The 16,201-nt window shown below is 69.6% G+C and carries 16 protein-coding genes; 6 read left to right on the top strand and 10 right to left on the bottom strand.

The window, feature by feature from the left end:
• Nucleotides 1–6: 6 nt before the first annotated feature.
• From ACY34M_RS36385 to ACY34M_RS36365, 5 genes are all read right to left on the bottom strand, one after another.
• Complete coding sequence (locus tag ACY34M_RS36385; RefSeq protein WP_462722644.1) at nt 7–795, bottom strand: ABC transporter permease; 789 nt, start codon at nt 793–795, stop codon at nt 7–9.
• Nucleotides 795–1,727 (bottom strand): ABC transporter permease, encoded by a 933-nt coding sequence (locus ACY34M_RS36380; RefSeq protein ID WP_462722645.1) that lies wholly within the window; start codon nt 1,725–1,727, stop codon nt 795–797. The genes ACY34M_RS36385 and ACY34M_RS36380 overlap by 1 nt, the downstream gene beginning before the upstream one ends.
• The gene (locus ACY34M_RS36375) at nt 1,724–2,896 is read right to left on the bottom strand and encodes an ABC transporter ATP-binding protein (RefSeq protein WP_462722646.1); all 1,173 of its coding nucleotides are present in this window, start codon (nt 2,894–2,896) and stop codon (nt 1,724–1,726) included. The genes ACY34M_RS36380 and ACY34M_RS36375 overlap by 4 nt, the downstream gene beginning before the upstream one ends.
• A 126-nt stretch (nt 2,897–3,022) precedes the next feature.
• Nucleotides 3,023–4,276 carry a polyamine ABC transporter substrate-binding protein gene (locus tag ACY34M_RS36370; RefSeq protein WP_462722647.1) on the bottom strand — a complete coding sequence of 418 codons (1,254 nt, stop codon included), beginning with the start codon at nt 4,274–4,276 and terminating at the stop codon, nt 3,023–3,025.
• Nucleotides 4,277–4,330: 54 nt separating this feature from the next.
• Nucleotides 4,331–5,881 carry a gamma-aminobutyraldehyde dehydrogenase gene (locus ACY34M_RS36365; RefSeq protein ID WP_462722648.1) on the bottom strand — a complete coding sequence of 517 codons (1,551 nt, stop codon included), beginning with the start codon at nt 5,879–5,881 and terminating at the stop codon, nt 4,331–4,333.
• A gap of 199 nt (nt 5,882–6,080) precedes the next feature.
• Here ACY34M_RS36365 and ACY34M_RS36360 point away from each other — a divergent pair, with 199 nt between their 5' ends.
• Complete coding sequence (locus ACY34M_RS36360; protein WP_462722649.1) at nt 6,081–6,659, top strand: NADAR family protein; 579 nt, start codon at nt 6,081–6,083, stop codon at nt 6,657–6,659.
• A gap of 71 nt (nt 6,660–6,730) precedes the next feature.
• On the opposite strand, the gene ACY34M_RS36355 is transcribed toward ACY34M_RS36360, so the two are convergent.
• A complete protein-coding gene (locus ACY34M_RS36355; protein WP_462722650.1) occupies nt 6,731–7,141 on the bottom strand; it encodes a DUF4190 domain-containing protein in 411 nt (136 codons plus the stop codon).
• Nucleotides 7,142–7,238: 97 nt separating this feature from the next.
• On the opposite strand from ACY34M_RS36355, the gene ACY34M_RS36350 reads away from it, so the two are divergent.
• The 3 genes from ACY34M_RS36350 (at nt 7,239) to ACY34M_RS36340 (ending at nt 10,293) form a co-directional block, all read left to right on the top strand.
• Nucleotides 7,239–8,300 carry an adenosine deaminase gene (locus tag ACY34M_RS36350; RefSeq protein ID WP_462722651.1) on the top strand — a complete coding sequence of 354 codons (1,062 nt, stop codon included), beginning with the start codon at nt 7,239–7,241 and terminating at the stop codon, nt 8,298–8,300.
• A 32-nt stretch (nt 8,301–8,332) separates the two neighbouring features.
• On the top strand, nt 8,333–9,016 hold the full coding sequence (locus ACY34M_RS36345) for a glycerophosphodiester phosphodiesterase (protein WP_462722652.1): 684 nt from the start codon (nt 8,333–8,335) through the stop codon (nt 9,014–9,016).
• 92 nt (nt 9,017–9,108) lie between these two features.
• Nucleotides 9,109–10,293, top strand: a complete 1,185-nt coding sequence (locus ACY34M_RS36340; protein WP_462722653.1) for a serine hydrolase domain-containing protein — start codon at nt 9,109–9,111, stop codon at nt 10,291–10,293.
• Here ACY34M_RS36340 and ACY34M_RS36335 read toward each other — a convergent pair.
• The 4 genes from ACY34M_RS36335 to ACY34M_RS36320 form a co-directional block, all read right to left on the bottom strand.
• Nucleotides 10,277–10,816 (bottom strand): HXXEE domain-containing protein, encoded by a 540-nt coding sequence (locus tag ACY34M_RS36335; protein ID WP_462722654.1) that lies wholly within the window; start codon nt 10,814–10,816, stop codon nt 10,277–10,279. The two genes, ACY34M_RS36340 and ACY34M_RS36335, sit on opposite strands and share 17 nt — an antisense overlap.
• Nucleotides 10,817–10,879: 63 nt before the next feature.
• Nucleotides 10,880–12,082, bottom strand: a complete 1,203-nt coding sequence (locus ACY34M_RS36330) for an ABC transporter substrate-binding protein (RefSeq protein ID WP_462722655.1) — start codon at nt 12,080–12,082, stop codon at nt 10,880–10,882.
• A gap of 83 nt (nt 12,083–12,165) precedes the next feature.
• Complete coding sequence (locus ACY34M_RS36325) at nt 12,166–12,672, bottom strand: DUF1990 family protein (RefSeq protein WP_462722656.1); 507 nt, start codon at nt 12,670–12,672, stop codon at nt 12,166–12,168.
• Between the two features lie 19 nt (nt 12,673–12,691).
• Nucleotides 12,692–14,143: a gamma-aminobutyraldehyde dehydrogenase gene (locus ACY34M_RS36320; protein ID WP_462722657.1), complete on the bottom strand. Its 1,452-nt coding sequence runs from the start codon at nt 14,141–14,143 to the stop codon at nt 12,692–12,694.
• 167 nt (nt 14,144–14,310) lie between these two features.
• Between ACY34M_RS36320 and ACY34M_RS36315 the strand changes: the two genes are divergently transcribed.
• Both ACY34M_RS36315 and ACY34M_RS36310 read left to right on the top strand, forming a co-directional pair.
• On the top strand, nt 14,311–14,826 hold the full coding sequence (locus ACY34M_RS36315) for an Lrp/AsnC family transcriptional regulator (protein WP_462722658.1): 516 nt from the start codon (nt 14,311–14,313) through the stop codon (nt 14,824–14,826).
• On the top strand, nt 14,811–16,190 hold the full coding sequence (locus tag ACY34M_RS36310; RefSeq protein WP_462722659.1) for an aspartate aminotransferase family protein: 1,380 nt from the start codon (nt 14,811–14,813) through the stop codon (nt 16,188–16,190). The genes ACY34M_RS36315 and ACY34M_RS36310 overlap by 16 nt, the downstream gene beginning before the upstream one ends.
• Nucleotides 16,191–16,201 lie beyond the last annotated feature (11 nt).

Below are 16,201 nucleotides of genomic sequence, written 5' to 3'. Positions count from 1 at the left end.
ACTCCCTCAAGCAACCTTGTTCTTTCGCTTGCCGACCATCATTCCGGCAAGCACACACAGTACGGCGACCATGAACATGGCCGTACCGATGACATTGATCTGAACGGGCGTTCCGCGCTGCGCCGATCCCCAGACGAACATGGGGAAGGTCACGGTCGAGCCCGCGTTGAAATTCGTGATGATGAAATCGTCGAAGGAGAGCGCGAAGGCGAGCAGCGCGCCCGCCGCGATACCCGGTGCGGCGATCGGCAGCGTGACCCGCAGGAAGGTCTGGACAGGACCCGCGTACAGGTCCTGCGCCGCCTGTTCGAGGCGCGGGTCCATCGACATCACGCGCGCCTTCACCGCCGTCACCACGAAGCTGAGGCAGAACATGATGTGCGCGATGAGGACCGTCCAGAAGCCCAGCTGAGCGCCCATGTTCAGGAAGAGCGTGAGCAGCGAGGCCGCCATCACGACCTCCGGCATGGCCATCGGCAGGAAGATCAGCGAGTTGATCGCGCCGCGCGCCCTGAACCGGTAGCGGACGAGCGCGAAGGCGATCATCGTGCCGAGGACGGTGGCGCCGATCGTCGCCCAGAACGCGATCTGCAGGCTCAGCGAGAGCGATCCGCACATGTCGGCGACGCCGCACGGGTTCTTCCAGGCGTCCAACGAGAACGCCTGCCATTCGTAATTGAAGCGGCCCTTCGGCTTGTTGAAGGAGAAGACCGTCACGACGAGGTTCGGCAGCAGGAGATAGCCGAGCGTGATCAGGCCCGCTATTACCACGAGGTTCTTACGCAGCCAGCGCATCAGACGAGGTCCTCCGTCCCGGAACGACGGATGTAGAAGGTGACCATGAAGAGAATGGCCGCCATGAGGATGAAGGAGAGCGCCGCCGCCGTCGGGTAGTCGAGAATGCGCAGGAACTGCGTCTGGATGACGTTTCCGACCATGCGGGTGTCGGTGGAGCCGAGCAGGTCCGCGTTCACGTAGTCACCGGCCGCGGGGATGAAGGTCAGCAGCGTGCCGGAGACGACGCCCGGCATCGACAGCGGGAACGTCACCTTGCGGAACGTCGTCGCCGGGGACGCGTACAGGTCCCCCGCGGCCTCGTGCAGCCGGCCGTCGATCCGCTCCAGCGAGGTGTAGAGCGGCAGGATCATGAACGGCAGGAAGTTGTACGTGAGTCCGCACACCACGGCGAGCGGTGTGGCGAGGATCCGGCTGCCGTCGGTCATGCCGAGCCAGCTCGTGACGTCCAGGACGTGCAGCGAGTTCAGCACGCCCACGACCGGTCCGCCGTCCGCGAGGATCGTCTTCCAGGCGAGCGTGCGGATCAGGAAGCTGGTGAAGAACGGGGCGATCACCAGGACCATGATCACGTTGCGCCAGCGGCCCGCGCGGAACGCGATGAGGTACGCGAGCGGATAGCCGAGCAGCAGGCACAGGATCGTGGCGAGCCCCGCGTACAGGACGGAGCGCAGGAACTGCGGCCAGTACTCGGACAGCGCGTCCCAGTACGTGGCGAAGTGCCAGGTGACCTTGAAGCCGTCCTCCAGTGAGCCCTGCTGCACCGAGGTCGAGGCCTGGTACACCATCGGCAGGGCGAAGAAGATCACCAGCCAGAGGATGCCGGGCAGCAGCAGCCAGTACGGGACGAGACGGCCGCGCTTGCGGGGCCTGCGGGGCTCCGGCGTCGGCTTGGGCGCCGTCGGCGGCGCGTCGGAGAGTGTCGTGCTCATGCGGCGGCGTCCTCCGAGACCTTGGCCGCGCCGGCCTCGATGTCCTGGGCCGCGTCGAGGCCGAAGGTGTGCGCGGGGTTCCAGTGCAGGACGACCTCGGCGCCGGGGGCGAGACGGCTGTCGCGCTCGATGTTCTGCGCGTAGACCTCGAACGCGTCGCACAGCGGGCTGTCGACGACGTACTGCGTGGAGACGCCGATGAAACTGGAGTCGGCGATCTTCCCGGTGATGCGGTTGCGGCCGTCGGGGATCTGAGCCGCGTCGTCGACGTGCGTCAGCGAGATCTTCTCGGGCCGCACGCCGAGGAGGAGCTTGTCGCCGGTCGCCGTGGTGCGCGCGGAGTTGCGGACGGTGGGAAGCACGAGCTTTCCGTCGCCGGCCTTGAGGGTGAGGTCGTCGCCCGCCCGGCCCGCGACCTCGGCCTCGATGAAGTTCGAGGTGCCGAGGAAGTTCGCGACGAACGTCGAGCCCGGGTTCTCGTACAGGTCGGTGGGGGCGCCCAGTTGCTCGACGGTGCCCGCGTTCATCACGGCCACGGTGTCGGCCATCGTCATGGCCTCCTCCTGGTCGTGCGTGACGTGCACGAACGTGATGCCGACCTCGGTCTGGATGCGCTTGAGCTCCAGCTGCATCTGGCGGCGCAGCTTGAGGTCGAGGGCGCCGAGCGGCTCGTCGAGGAGCAGCACCTTGGGGTGGTTGATCAGCGCGCGGGCCACGGCGACGCGCTGCTGCTGGCCGCCGGAGAGCTGCTGCGGCTTCTTGCGGATGTGCTCGCCGAGCTGCACCAGGTCGAGCATCTCCTCGACCTGCTTCTTCACGGACTTGATGCCGCGGCGGCGCAGGCCGAAGGCGACGTTCTCGAAGATGTCGAGGTGCGGGAAGAGCGCGTACGACTGGAAGACGGTGTTCACCGGCCGCTTGTACGGGGGCAGGGACGTCACGTCCTGGTCGCCGAGGTGCACGGTGCCCGTGGTCGGGTCCTCGAGTCCCGCGATCATGCGCAGCGTCGTGGTCTTGCCGCAGCCGGAGGCGCCGAGCAGCGCGAAGAACGAGCCCTGGGGCACGGTGAGGTCGAGCGGCTGGACGGCCGTGAAGCCGTTGTCGTACGTCTTGCTGATCCCGGAGAGACGGACGTCTCCGCCGGTCTCCGACGTCGTGAGGGTCGTCATGGTGAGTCCAAGGAGTCGGGGAGGGCAGGGGCGGGGCCGGGCGGGGGCGGCTGCCGAAAGGCGGCGGCCGGTGGGCGCTGGGTCAGCGGCCGGTGGGCGCTGGGTCAGCCGCCGGTGGGCGCTGGGTCAGCCGCCGGTGAGCTGGGCGAACTTCTGCTCGAACGCCGTGTCTTCCTTGGCCGTCAGGGAGCGGAAACCGTGCGCCTTCGCCGACATCTCCTTGTCGGGGACGATCAGCGGGTCGTTCGCGACGTCCTTGTCGATCTTGGCGAGTTCCGGCTTGACGGTGCCGGTCTCCAGCGGCGACACGTAGTTGATCCAGGCCGCCAGTTCCGCGCCGACCGCGGGCTCGTAGTAGTAGTCCATGAGCTTCTCGGCGTTCGTCTTGTGGCGCGCCCGGTTCGGCACCAGCATGTTGTCGGTCGACGAGATGTAACCGGCGTCCGGGATCGCGAACTTGACGTGCGGATTGTCCGCCTGGAGCTGCACGACGTCCCCGGCCCAGGCGAGGCAGGCCGCGAGGTCGCCCTTGCTGAGGTCGGAAATGTAGTCGTTGCCCGTGAAGCGGCGCACCTGCTTGCTGTCGACGGCCTTCTGCACGCGCGCGATCGCCGCGTCGAAGTCGTCCTGCTCGAAGTCGCGCGGGTCCTTGCCCATGTCGAGCAGCGTCATGCCGATGGTGTCGCGCATCTCGGAGAGCAGCCCGACCCGGCCCTTGAGCTTCGGGTCGTCGAGCAGCTGCGAGACAGAGGTGATCTCTTTGCCGCCGGTGGCCTTCGTGTTGTACGCGATGACCGTCGCGATGCCCTGCCAGGGGTAGGAGTAGGAGCGGCCCGGGTCCCAGTCGGGGTTGCGGAACTGGGCGGCCAGGTTGGTGTACGCGTGGGGCAGGTTGGCCGGGTCGAGCTTCTGCACCCAGCCGTAGCGGATGAGCCGCGCGGCCAGCCAGTCGGTGAGCACGATGATGTCGCGGCCGGTGTCCTGGCCCGCCGCGAGCTGCGGCTTGATCTTCCCGAAGAACTCGACGTTGTCGTTGATGTCCTCGGTGTACTTGACCTTGATCCCGGTGCGCCTGGTGAAGGCCTCGAGCGACGGCCGGTGCTTCTCGTCGTCGCTCATGTCGATGTACTCGGTCCAGTTGGAGAAGTTGACGACCTTCTCCTTGGCCGAGTGGTCCTCGGACGAGACGCCGCCCGAGGACGTGCTCGCGGCTGGGATGCCGCAGCCGGTGAGGGCGCCGAGTCCGCCGAGGGCGAGCGCGCCGCCCGTCGAGGCGCGCATCAGGGAGCGGCGGGACATCGCTGCCCTGCCGTTCCTGAAGCTGCGGTGCATGGCGGCCAGTTGGGCCGGGGAGAGGGGTTCGGGCTCGTACTGCTCCATGCGCGTGGTTGCCCTTTCGGGAGGTAGGCGGCCGCCGGTCGTGCGGCCTGGTGTCTATCGGTCCCCGAAGACCGTGCGGTGCCAGTCCTTGCGCACCACCGCGGTGTTGTCGAACATGACGTGCTTGATCTGCGTGTACTCCTCGAAGGAGTACGCCGACATGTCCTTGCCGAAGCCGGACGCCTTGTACCCGCCGTGCGGCATCTCGCTGAGGATCGGGATGTGGTCGTTGACCCACACGCAGCCCGCCTTGATCTCACGCGTCGCGCGGTTCGCACGGAAGACGTTGGTGGACCAGGCGGAGGCGGCGAGTCCGTACGGGGTGTCGTTGGCGAGCCGGATGCCGTCGTCGTCGCTGTCGAAGGGGAGCACGACGAGGACGGGGCCGAAGATCTCGGACTGGACGACCTCGCTGTCCTGCGCGGCGTCGGCGATGAGGGTGGGCCGGTAGTAGGCGCCGGCCGCGAGGTCGCCGCCGGGGGCCTCGCCACCGGTCACCACGCGCGCGTAGCCGCGCGCCCGGTCGACAATGGCGGCGACGCGGTCCCGCTGGGCGTGCGAGATGAGGGGCCCGAGGTCGGTGTCGGCGGCGAACGGGTCACCGAGCCTGACCGTCTTCATCAGCGCGGCGGTCCGCTCCACGAAGGCGTCGTAGAGCGGACGCTGTACGTACGCGCGCGTGGCGGCGGTGCAGTCCTGGCCGGTGTTGATGAGGGCGCCGGCGACCGCGCCGTGCACGGCGGCGTCGAGATCGGCGTCGTCGAAGACCACGAAGGGCGCCTTGCCGCCCAGCTCCAGGTGGAGCCGCTTCACGGTGGCCGTGGCGATCTCGGCGACCCGCTTGCCGACGCCCGTGGAGCCGGTGAAGGAGGTCATGGCGACGTCCGGGTGCCCGACGAGGTGCTCACCGGCGTCGCGGCCCGCGCCGCTGACGACGTTGACGACGCCGTCCGGGAGGCCCGCCTCGGTGGCGGCCTGCGCGAACAGCAGCGAGGTGAACGGGGTCAGCTCGGCGGGCTTGAGGACGATCGTGTTGCCCGCCGCGATGGCCGGCAGCACCTTCCAGGCCGCCATTTGCAGCGGGTAGTTCCAGGGCGCGATGGAGCCGACGACACCGATGGGCTCGCGGCGTACGTACGAGGTGTGGTCGGCGCTGTACTCGCCCGCGGACTGCCCCTGCAGATGCCGGGCGGCGCCCGCGAAGAAGGCGGCGTTGTCGACCGAACCGGGCACGTCGAACTCGCGGCTCAGCTTGAGCGGCTTTCCGCACTGCAGCGACTCCAGCAGCGCGAACAGCTCCGCCTTCTCGTCGAGCACCGAGGCGAACCGGTGCATGGCGTCGGACCGCTCGCCCGGCGTCGCGCCCGCCCAGCCGGGGAACGCGGCGCGCGCCGCGGCGACGGCGGCGTCCACGTCCGCGGTGCCCGCCAGTTCGTACGTGTAGACCTCCTCACCGGTGGCGGGGTCGACCACGGCGTGGGTGCGGCCGGACGTTCCCTTGACGAGACGGCCCGCGACGAAGTTGGCGCCTTCGGCGAAGTGTTCCTGTGCCAGTGCGGCCACGTCCTTGGCCGAGGCGGGGTGATCCGAGGTGGGGTGGTGCATGAGTGCTCGCTCTCGCTTCTCCTGCGCCGGCTCTCGTCCCGAGGACACCGGCGTAGCTCCAGCCGTAGCTCCAGCTCGATTTGAGTGACGATCCTGACAGAGGACCACTACACCAACAAGTGATTCCGTTGTTGCCTTTTGGTTACGCGACGGAATCTGTCGACCAGGTGTCGAGTCCGCCTGTAAAACCCAGGACGGAATGTCAGTAGTACCTGCCAGACTCCCGTGTATGGAGATCGACAGCAGGGAATCGCTGGTCGCGGCCCTGGAGGCGGGGGTCGGCGTCAAGTATCTGCACTTCTGGGGGCACACACCGCACAAGGACGGTTCGCTCGGGGCGAGCTGCCTCAGCCAGTGGTGGCCGTCGCCGTTCACGGTGGACGGCGTGGAGTACGCGACGGCGGAGCACTGGATGATGGCGGCCAAGGCCCGTCTGTTCGGGGACGCCGAGGCGGAGCGGCGCGCGCTGGAGGCGGGGCATCCGGCGGAGGCCAAGAAGGCCGGGCGGCTGGTGCGCGGGTTCGACGACGCGGTGTGGGAGCGGGAGCGCTTCGGCGTGGTCGTCGAGGGCAGCGTCCACAAGTTCGGCTCGGATGCGGGGCTGCGGGAGTTCCTCGTCGGCACGCGCGAGCGGGTCCTGGTGGAGGCCTCGCCGGTGGACCGGGTGTGGGGCATCGGGATGGCGGCGGACGACGCGGGGGCGGCGGATCCGCGGGCGTGGCGGGGGTTGAATCTGCTGGGGTTCGCGCTGATGTCGGCGAGAGAGCGGCTGCGCTGAGCATCTGCGGGGACCGCCCCGCCGCATTCAGCAGCCGGTTCACGGGTTCACGGGTTCACGGGTTCACGGGTTCACGCCAGGAACGCGATCCCGACGCCCACGGCCGACAGCACCCCGCCCACCGCGCAGATGAGCCCGGCGAGCGCCTGCCCGCCGTTGGTCGCGTCCCCGTCCCCGGCCCGCCGCCGGCCGATGACGCCGAAGACCAGCGCGAGCACCCCCGTCACGATGGCGAGCGGCCACACCAGGAAGCCGGCCGCGCTGACGACCCCGAGCACCAGGGCGGCGGCGCCCGGTCCGTTGCGGGGCGGCACCGCCTCCGGGGCGCCGTACCCGTACCAGAACGCGTGGTACGGGAGCAGCCCCGGACCCTCCGGGCCGACGGGCGGTGGCGGTACGGGCTCGTCCGGCGCCGCGTACGGATTGACGTACCCGTACGCGGAGGGCGCCGGCGGCCTGCGCCACGGGTCGTACTCGGTCATCCGGCCATGCTAGGCACCCGGCCGGCCGGGCGGCCCACGCGCATACGATGACGTGGACCCCGATCAGCCGATCACCCAAGTTCCTGGGGAGGAAACCGTGAGCCAGAGCCCGAGTCAGAGCCACAGCGCGAGCCTGCAAGCCTTCATCACCGGACTGCCGAAGGCAGAACTGCACGTCCACCACGTGGGCTCCGCCTCCCCCAGGATCGTCTCGGCGCTCGCCGCCCGGCACCCCGACTCCAAGGTCCCCAGCGACCCCGAGGCGCTGGCCGAGTTCTTCACGTTCACGGACTTCGCGCACTTCATCCAGGTGTACCTGTCCGTGGTCGACCTGATCCGCACGCCGGAGGACGTCCGCCTCCTCACGTACGAGGTCGCCCGCGACATGGCCCGGCAGAACGTGCTCTACGCGGAGCTGACGCTCACCCCCTTCTCCTCCACGCGCCGGGGTATCGACGCCCGTGCCTTCATGGACGCGATCGAGGACGCGCGGAAGTCGGCGGAGGCCGAGTTCGGCACGGTGCTGCGCTGGTGCTTCGACATCCCCGGCGAGGCGGGCCTGGAGTCGGCTGAGGAGACGGCGCGGCTGGCCACGGACGACGCGCTGCGCCCCGAGGGCCTGGTGTCGTTCGGGCTCGGCGGGCCCGAAGTCGGCGTGCCGCGCCCGCAGTTCAAGCCGTACTTCGACCGGGCGATCGCGGCGGGGCTGCGGTCGGTGCCGCACGCGGGCGAGACGACCGGGCCCGAGACGGTGTGGGATGCCCTGACGTACCTGGGCGCCGAGCGCATCGGGCACGGCACGTCGGCCGCCGGCGACCCGAAGCTGCTCGCGCACCTCGCCGAGCACGGCATCCCGCTGGAGGTGTGCCCGACGTCGAACATCGCGACCCGCGCGGTCCGCACCCTCGACGAGCACCCGCTCAAGCAGTTCGTGGACGCGGGCGTGACGGTCACCATCAACTCGGACGACCCGCCGATGTTCTCCACGGACCTCAACACCGAGTACGCGGTGGCGGCCCGCCTCCTCGGCCTCGACGAGCGGGGCGTCGCGGAGCTGGCCAAGAACGCGGTGCGGGCGTCGTTCCTCGACGAGACGGGCAAGGCCCGTATCGCCGCGGAGATCGACACGTACACGGAGAACTGGTCGGCCACGGCCTGAGGCGGCACCGGCCTGAGGTCACAATGGTGGCCATGCGCACCGTGACTGCCGTGGCCCACCGAGGCGACCCCTACCGCGTCCGCGAGAACACCCTGCCCTCCCTGCGCTCCGCGCTGGAACGGGGCGCGGACGCGGTGGAGATCGACGTACGACTGACGCGGGACTCCGTCCCCGTACTGCTCCACGACTCCACGCTGGAGCGGCTCTGGCAGCACGACCGCCCGCTGTCCGCACTCTCGTACGACGAGGTGCGCGGGCTGACCGAGGGCGGCGTGCCCACGCTGGTGGACGCGCTCGACGCCTGCCGGGACGCCCGCGTCATGATCGACCTGCCGGGTGCGGACGCGCGTTCGGTCCGCACGATCGTCGGCGCCGTCCGTGACTGCGGCGCCGAGGAACGGGTCTACTACTGCGCGGGGGCCCCGACGATGCTCAAGGTCCGCGCGGCGGACCCGTCCGCGGAGATCGCCCTGACCTGGACGAGCCTCGCCCCGCCGCGTGCGGGCCTGCTCAAGGCGATCGCCCCGCGCTGGCTCAACTACCGCTTCCCGCTGGTGCGTCGGGAGCTGGCGGCCCGCGTCCACCGCGACGGCTACCTGCTGTCGGCCTGGACGCCCGACACCGGGCGCGCGATGCGCCGGCTGCTCGACGTCGGCGTGGACTCGATCACGACGAACCGGATCGACGCCCTGACGGCGCTGCGCGGCGCGGCCTGAGCGCCCCTTAGGGGAGTGACCGGGGCGCGGGCCAGGGTCCGGATCATCCCGTACGACGAGCTGCCGCGGGCGGCCGCCGCCGAGGATGGTCCGTGTCGGCCCGAGCGGGCCGGCTTCCCTACGAGGAGGCCCAGTTGAAGCGTCGTATCGCCCTCGCCCTGTCCACCGCCCTGGTTCTCGGCGCCGTCGCCGCCCCGGTCGCGACGGCCGCCCCGGCGCGGACCGTGGTGGCGCCCGCTCCCGGCGCCCCCGACACGAAGGCGCTGTCCGAGGCGCTCGCCGGGCTCCCGAACAGCGACTCGACGGCGGCCCTCGTCCGGGTCGGCGGCACCGGCGGCTCCTGGCACGGCTCCGCGGGCGTACGGGACCTGCGGACGGGTGCGAAGGCCCTGGAGAACGCGCGGTTCCGGGCGGGCTCCACGACGAAGGTGGTGACGGCCGCCGCCGTACTGCGGCTCGCCGCCGACGGCAAGGTCGACCTGGACGCGCCGGTGCAGCGGTATCTCCCGGCGCTCTTCCGCGGCACCGGCTTCCGACAGCCCGTATCCGTACGGCAGTTGCTCAACCACACCAGCGGGATACCGGCCGCCGACGGCTGGGGCGACGGGTTCGCGGAACAGTACGCGCACCGCTTCGACGTCGTGACGCCGACGCAGGCAGCGGCCTCGGCGCTCGCCAAGGGCCCCGCGTTCGCGCCGGGCACGCGGCAGCAGTACCTCAACATCAACTACACGCTGCTCGGGCTGCTCGTGGAGAAGGTCACCGGCGACTCCTTCGGCGAGGCGGCGACCCGTCTGGTGCTGCGCCCCGCGGGGATGCGGCACACGTACTTCCCCGGCACCGATCCGCGCGTCCACGGTCCGCACAACCGCGGATACCAGCTGGTGGACGGGGAGTTCGTCGATGTGACGGAGTGGGTCCAGGCCGACCGGTCGGCGGCGGGCGACATAATCTCCACGACCGCCGATCTGGAGCGGCTGCTCACCGCGCTCTTCCGGGGCCGGATCGTGCCCGCGCCGCAGCTCGACGAGATGTTCACGGTCCCGGCGGGCGTGGCAGGGGCCACGATGAGCGCCGGACTTCAGAAGATCGAGATCGGTGACCGCGTGTACTGGGGCAAGTCCGGTTCGCGGTACGGCTACAGCACCGGGATGGCCGCCGCCCCGGACCTGTCCCGGACGGTCGTCTACTCCGTCAACTCCACGGACGCAAAGGGCGAGGAGATGAACCCCGTCGCCCAGCGCATCATCATGGCCTCGGTCAGGAACGCCGCCTGACGATCCGCCGCGCCACCCCGTGCGAGACGGCGGTCGCCGCGGCCGCCCCGGCGAGCCCGACGACGACGTCCCTGCCTCGCGCGGGCCGCAGCACCCCGGCCCGCGCGAGCCGCCGCCGCGCCCAGAGCGTGAACGGCACGACGAGCAGCGGCGAGGTCACGACGCCCGGCGTGTAGCCGCGGACGGCGACGGCCTGGCCGATGTGCAGCAGCCCGTGCGCCCCGAAGCCATTGAGCATCGCCTGGTACGTGGCGCTGCGACCACCGCTCGCCCAGCCCGCGACGGCCCCCGCGCCGACGATCCCGGCCATGACGCCGACGGCGGTGGTGAACTCCCGCTCGTCGGCGCGCTCCATGAACCGCCACACCCGCTCGGGCACTCCGGGCCACCGCTCGCGCAGCAGCGGCACGTTCTCGCGCATCCAGCGCGCAGTGGTGAGCACCTCTTCGGTGTCGTGCAGCGCCCAGGCGGCGAAAAGCCCCAGGGTGACGGCGGCCCCGACGGGCGACGTGTCATCGGTCATGGCCACACCTTAGGCAGCCTCAACTCAGCTCCACGTAAGGCCCGTTGTGACGCTCGTCGCGTCTCACAGCCCCGCGATCCTGTTCCACCGCTTGGAGAACTCGGTGCGCTCCGAGGACCTGATGTCCCGAGCGATGGCGAGCCGCGAGCGCATCCGGTCGTCGGGGAAGATCAGCGGGTCCTCGGCCAGCTCGGCCGTCTCCTTGTCCTTGGACGAGGCGAGCACGTCCCGCGCCGCCGGCACCGGGCAGACGTAGTTGACCCACGCGGCCAGCTCCGCCGCGACCTCCGGCCGGTAGTAGTAGTCGATCAGGTGCTCGGCGTTGGCCTTGTGGTCGGCGAGGTTGGGGATCATCAGGGATTCGGCCCAGAGCTCGGCGCCCTCCTCGGGGACGACGAACTCGATGTCGGGGTTGTCGGCCTTGAGCTGGATGATGTCGCCGCTGTACGCCTGGCAGGCGACGACGTCCCCGCTGGAGAGGTCCTTGATGTAGTCGTTGCCGGTGAAGCGGCGGATGTGCTTCGCCTTCACCAGCTTCTCGACCTGGTCGCAGACCATGTCGAAGTCGGCGCCGGTCCACTTGGTGATGTCGACGCCGTTGCCCTGCATGAGCAGCGCGAAGGACTCGTCGAGTCCGGACAGCAGGGTGACGCGCCCCTTCAGGTCGTCCGCCCACAGGTCCGAGACGTGCTTGATCTCGCGGCCGAGCTTGCGCCTGTTGTACGCGATGCCGGTGATGCCGGACTGCCACGGCACGGTGTACTTGCGGCCCGGATCGAAGGCGGGGGAACGCAGCAGCGGGTCGAGGTACTCGGTGACGTGCGGCTGGCGCGCCCGGTCCATCTCCTGGACCCAGCCGAGCCGCACGAACCGCGAGCACATCCAGTCGGAGATGACGATGAGGTCGCGGCCGGTCTTCTGGTGGTTCATCAGCGACGGGCTGATCTTGCCGAAGAACTCGTCGTTGTCGTTGATCTCTTCGGTGTACTTGACCTGGATCCCGGACCGCTTCTCGAACGCGTCGAGGGTGGGCCGCTTGGACGGATTGTCGTCGTCGACGTCGATGTAGAGCGGCCAGTTGGCCCAGGTGAGCCGCTTCTCGTCGGCGGACAGATCGTGACCGGCCCGCTCGCCCGGCGACACGTACGCGGCGGGCACCCCGCAGCCGGTGGCGAGGGCGCCGACCGTCGCGGCCGCGGCACCACCGCCCAGGGCGCGCAGCAGGGAACGACGGTTGACCTGGTGGGGTATCGGGTTCGCTCGCACGAACTCAGCCTCCCGCCCGACGACTTGGCCCCACAATGGACGCTGCGTCGAGCGCCGCGGTCCGGGGCCGACACCTTGTCGATCTACGCTCCGGGGAGCGCGTCCGCGACCGTGGCCGCGATCGCCCGCAGATATCGCCGGGTCATCCACATCTGCACGCTCCGCGTCACCGGCCCGCCGAGCCGCGCGTACCAGCTGCCCGGCCGGGAGAACGCGCGGACACGGAACCACACGGACCCGTCCGCGTCGCGCTCGACGAGGAACGCCTCCTCGCCGCACTCCGGATGCCCCGGCAGCGTTCCGTACACGAAGCCGATCCTGGAGGGCTCGCGCACGACCCGTACCACCCGGCAGGCAAAGCGCAGGAACAGCGCCCGCAGCTCCGCGTCCGCGCCCTCCCGGACGTCGTCACCCGGTGTCACCCGGAGCCCGGCCCCGCGCTGCGCGCCCCACGACAGAACCGCCGCGCCGGCCCGCTCCAGGCATTCCTGCCCCGAGCCGATCCGGACACGGCGGTCCATGTGGGCGTACCCCGGCGGCAGTTCACCGGCCGCCAGGGTCGCGCCGACCTCGCTGTAGGTGAGGTTCACCCGCAGGTCCACCCGCAGGTCACGCGTCCAGCGACGTCATGACGTGCTTGATGCGCGTGTAGTCGTCGAAGCCGTACGCCGACAGGTCCTTGCCGTAGCCGGACTTCTTGAAGCCGCCGTGCGGCATCTCGGCGACGAGCGGGATGTGGGTGTTGATCCACACGCAGCCGAAGTCGAGGACCTTGGACATCCGCATGGCGCGGCCGTGGTCCTTCGTCCAGACCGAGGAGGCGAGCGCGTACTCGACGCCGTTGGCGTAGGACACCGCCTGGTCCTCGTCCGAGAAGGACTGGACGGTGATGACCGGGCCGAAGACCTCGTTCTGGACGATCTCGTCGTCCTGCTTGAGGCCCGAGACGACGGTCGGGGCGTAGAAGTAGCCCTTGTCGCCGACCCGGTGGCCGCCGGCCTCGACCTTGGCGTGCGCCGGGAGGCGGTCGATGAAGCCGGTGACCTGCTTCAGCTGGTTGGCGTTGTTGAGCGGGCCGTACAGGACGTCCTCGTCGTCGGCCGCGCCGGTCTTCGTCTCGGCGGCGATCTTGGCGAGCGCGGTGACGAACTCGTCGTGCACCGACTCGTGGACGAGGACACGGGTGGCGGCGGTGCAGTCCTGCCCGGCGTTGAAGTACCCGGCCTCGGCGATGCCCTCGGCGGCCTTCGCGAGGTCCGCGTCGTCGAAGACGACGACCGGGGCCTTGCCGCCGAGCTCCAGGTGGACCCGCTTGAGGTCCTTGGCGGCGGACTCGGCGACCTGCATGCCGGCGCGCACGGAGCCGGTGATGGAGGCCATCGCGGGGGTCTTGTGCTCGACCATCAGGCGGCCGGTGTCGCGGTCGCCGCACACCACGTTGAAGACGCCCTTGGGCACGATCGAGCCGATGATCTCGGCCATCAGGACCGTGGAGGCCGGGGTGGTGTCCGACGGCTTGAGGACGACCGTGTTGCCCGCGGCGAGCGCCGGGGCGAACTTCCACACGCCCATCATCATCGGGTAGTTCCACGGCGCGACCTGCGCGCAGACGCCGATCGGCTCGCGGCGCACGAAGGAGGTGAGGCCCTCCATGTACTCGCCGCCGGAGCGCCCCTCCAGCATGCGGGCCGCACCCGCGAAGAAGCGGATCTGGTCGAGCATCATCGGGATCTCTTCGCTGCGGGTCAGCCCGAGGGGCTTGCCGCAGTTCTCCGACTCGATGGCGATCAGTTCCTCGGCGCGCTCCTCGAACGCGTCCGCGATCTTCAGGAGGTACTTCTGGCGCTCACCCGGTACCAGGTCGCGCCAGGCCGGGAACGCGGCCTCGGCCGCCGCCATCGCGGCGTCGACATCGGCCTGCCCGGACAGCGGCGCGGTCGCGTACGCCTCGCCCGTGGCGGGGTTGACCACCTCGGTGGTCCGTCCGTCGACGGCGTCCCGGAACTCACCGTCTACGTAATTGCGGAGCTTACGCAGCCGTCCCACCTCACTGGTGCTCACTGCCGGCCCTCCTGACTGTTCGCTGTCCAAACCTTGAGACGCCCACCCTAGTCGGTAGACCGACGTTTTCGACACCCCCCACCCCCGTCGAACTACGGAATCAGTGACTGGAAAGCTCCTGGACAACGAATTTCATCGATCCGGGCTTGCGAAACAGACGAGTCCTCGTGCACAGTGAAGCCGTGGCCAGTCGCAGCGCAGACCCCAAGGGACCCAGTTCGAGGAACGGCAGCAATCCGCCGCTCGACTCCGTCTCCCTCGCCATCATCGAACAGCTTCAAGAAGACGGCAGGCGCCCGTACGCCGCCATCGGAAAGGCCGTGGGCCTGTCCGAGGCGGCCGTGCGCCAGCGCGTACAGAAGCTGCTCGATCAGGGCGTGATGCAGATCGTCGCCGTCACCGACCCGCTCACCGTGGGCTTCAGACGCCAGGCGATGGTCGGCATCAACGTGGAGGGCGACCTGGATCCCGTGGCGGATGCGCTGACGTCCATGCCGGAGTGCGAGTACGTCGTGATGACCGCGGGCTCGTTCGACCTGATGGTGGAGATCGTCTGCGAGGACGACGACCACCTTCTGGAGGTCATCAACCGACGCATCCGGGCCCTCCCCGGAGTGCGCTCCACCGAGAGCTTCGTCTACCTGAAGCTCAAGAAGCAGACCTATATGTGGGGAACCCGATAGCCGTGAGCAAGGACCTCAGCCGAACCGCGTACGACCACCTGTGGATGCACTTCACGCGCATGTCGTCGTACGAGAACGCGCCCGTTCCCACCATCGTGCGTGGCGAGGGCACCTACATCTACGACGACAAGGGCCAGAAGTACCTGGACGGCCTCTCCGGCCTGTTCGTGGTGCAGGCGGGCCACGGCCGTCAGGAGCTCGCCGAGGTCGCCGCCAAGCAGGCGGCCGAGCTGGCGTTCTTCCCGATCTGGTCGTACGCCCACCCCAAGGCCGTGGAGCTGGCCGAGCGCCTGGCCCACTACGCCCCGGGCGACCTCAACAAGGTCTTCTTCACCACCGGTGGCGGCGAGGCCGTCGAGACCGCGTGGAAGCTGGCGAAGCAGTACCACAAGCTCAACGGCAACCACACGAAGTACAAGGTCATCTCGCGCGCGGTCGCCTACCACGGCACCCCGCAGGGCGCCCTGTCCATCACGGGTCTGCCGGCCCTCAAGGCCCCCTTCGAGCCGCTCGTGCCGGGCGCGCACAAGGTGCCGAACACGAACATCTACCGCGCCCCGATCCACGGCGACGACCCGGAGGCCTTCGGCCGCTGGGCCGCCGACCAGATCGAGCAGGAGATCCTGTTCGAGGGCCCGGAGACGGTCGCGGCCGTCTTCCTGGAGCCGGTGCAGAACGCCGGCGGCTGCTTCCCGCCGCCGCCCGGCTACTTCCAGCGCGTGCGCGAGATCTGCGACAAGTACGACGTGCTGCTCGTCTCCGACGAGGTCATCTGCGCCTTCGGCCGCCTCGGCACGATGTTCGCCTGTGACAAGTTCGGCTACGTCCCGGACATCATCACCTGCGCCAAGGGCATGACGTCCGGCTACTCCCCGATCGGCGCGGCCATCGTGTCCGACCGGATCGCCGAGCCGTTCTACAAGGGCGACAACACGTTCCTGCACGGCTACACGTTCGGTGGCCACCCGGTCTCCGCCGCCGTCGGCCTCGCCAACCTCGACATCTTCGAGCGCGAGGGCCTCAACCAGCACGTGCTGGACAACGAGGCGAACTTCCTCAACACGCTGCAGAAGCTGAACGACCTCCCGATCGTCGGCGACGTCCGCGGCAACGGCTTCTTCTACGGCATCGAGCTCGTGAAGGACAAGGCCACCAAGGAGACCTTCACGGACGAGGAGTCGGAGCGCGTGCTCTACGGCTTCGTCTCCAAGAAGCTCTTCGAGTACGGCCTGTACTGCCGCGCCGACGACCGTGGCGACCCGGTCATCCAGCTCTCCCCGCCGCTGGTCTCCGACCAGTCCACCTTCGACGAGATCGAGGGGATCATCCGCCAGGTCCTCACGGAGGCCTGGTCCAAGATCTGATCCAGATCTCA

It is taken from the genome of Streptomyces sp. EDA2-14 (assembly GCF_054963755.1).
Note: the sequence above shows the minus strand (reverse complement) of the source record. Positions and strands in the feature narration are given on the sequence as shown.

What these genes read in the sequence shown, in the direction of transcription:
- ACY34M_RS36345 (WP_462722652.1), top strand. Translation starts at nt 8,333, where the DNA reads ATGCGCACCGTGACTGCCGTGGCCCACCGAGGCGACCCCTACCGCGTC.
- ACY34M_RS36375 (WP_462722646.1), bottom strand. Translation starts at nt 2,896, where the DNA reads ATGACGACCCTCACGACGTCGGAGACCGGCGGAGACGTCCGTCTCTCC.
- ACY34M_RS36380 (WP_462722645.1), bottom strand. Translation starts at nt 1,727, where the DNA reads ATGAGCACGACACTCTCCGACGCGCCGCCGACGGCGCCCAAGCCGACG.
- ACY34M_RS36385 (WP_462722644.1), bottom strand. Translation starts at nt 795, where the DNA reads ATGCGCTGGCTGCGTAAGAACCTCGTGGTAATAGCGGGCCTGATCACG.
- ACY34M_RS36370 (WP_462722647.1), bottom strand. Translation starts at nt 4,276, where the DNA reads ATGGAGCAGTACGAGCCCGAACCCCTCTCCCCGGCCCAACTGGCCGCC.
- ACY34M_RS36360 (WP_462722649.1), top strand. Translation starts at nt 6,081, where the DNA reads ATGTCAGTAGTACCTGCCAGACTCCCGTGTATGGAGATCGACAGCAGG.
- ACY34M_RS36335 (WP_462722654.1), bottom strand. Translation starts at nt 10,816, where the DNA reads ATGACCGATGACACGTCGCCCGTCGGGGCCGCCGTCACCCTGGGGCTT.
- ACY34M_RS36355 (WP_462722650.1), bottom strand. Translation starts at nt 7,141, where the DNA reads ATGACCGAGTACGACCCGTGGCGCAGGCCGCCGGCGCCCTCCGCGTAC.
- ACY34M_RS36365 (WP_462722648.1), bottom strand. Translation starts at nt 5,881, where the DNA reads ATGCACCACCCCACCTCGGATCACCCCGCCTCGGCCAAGGACGTGGCC.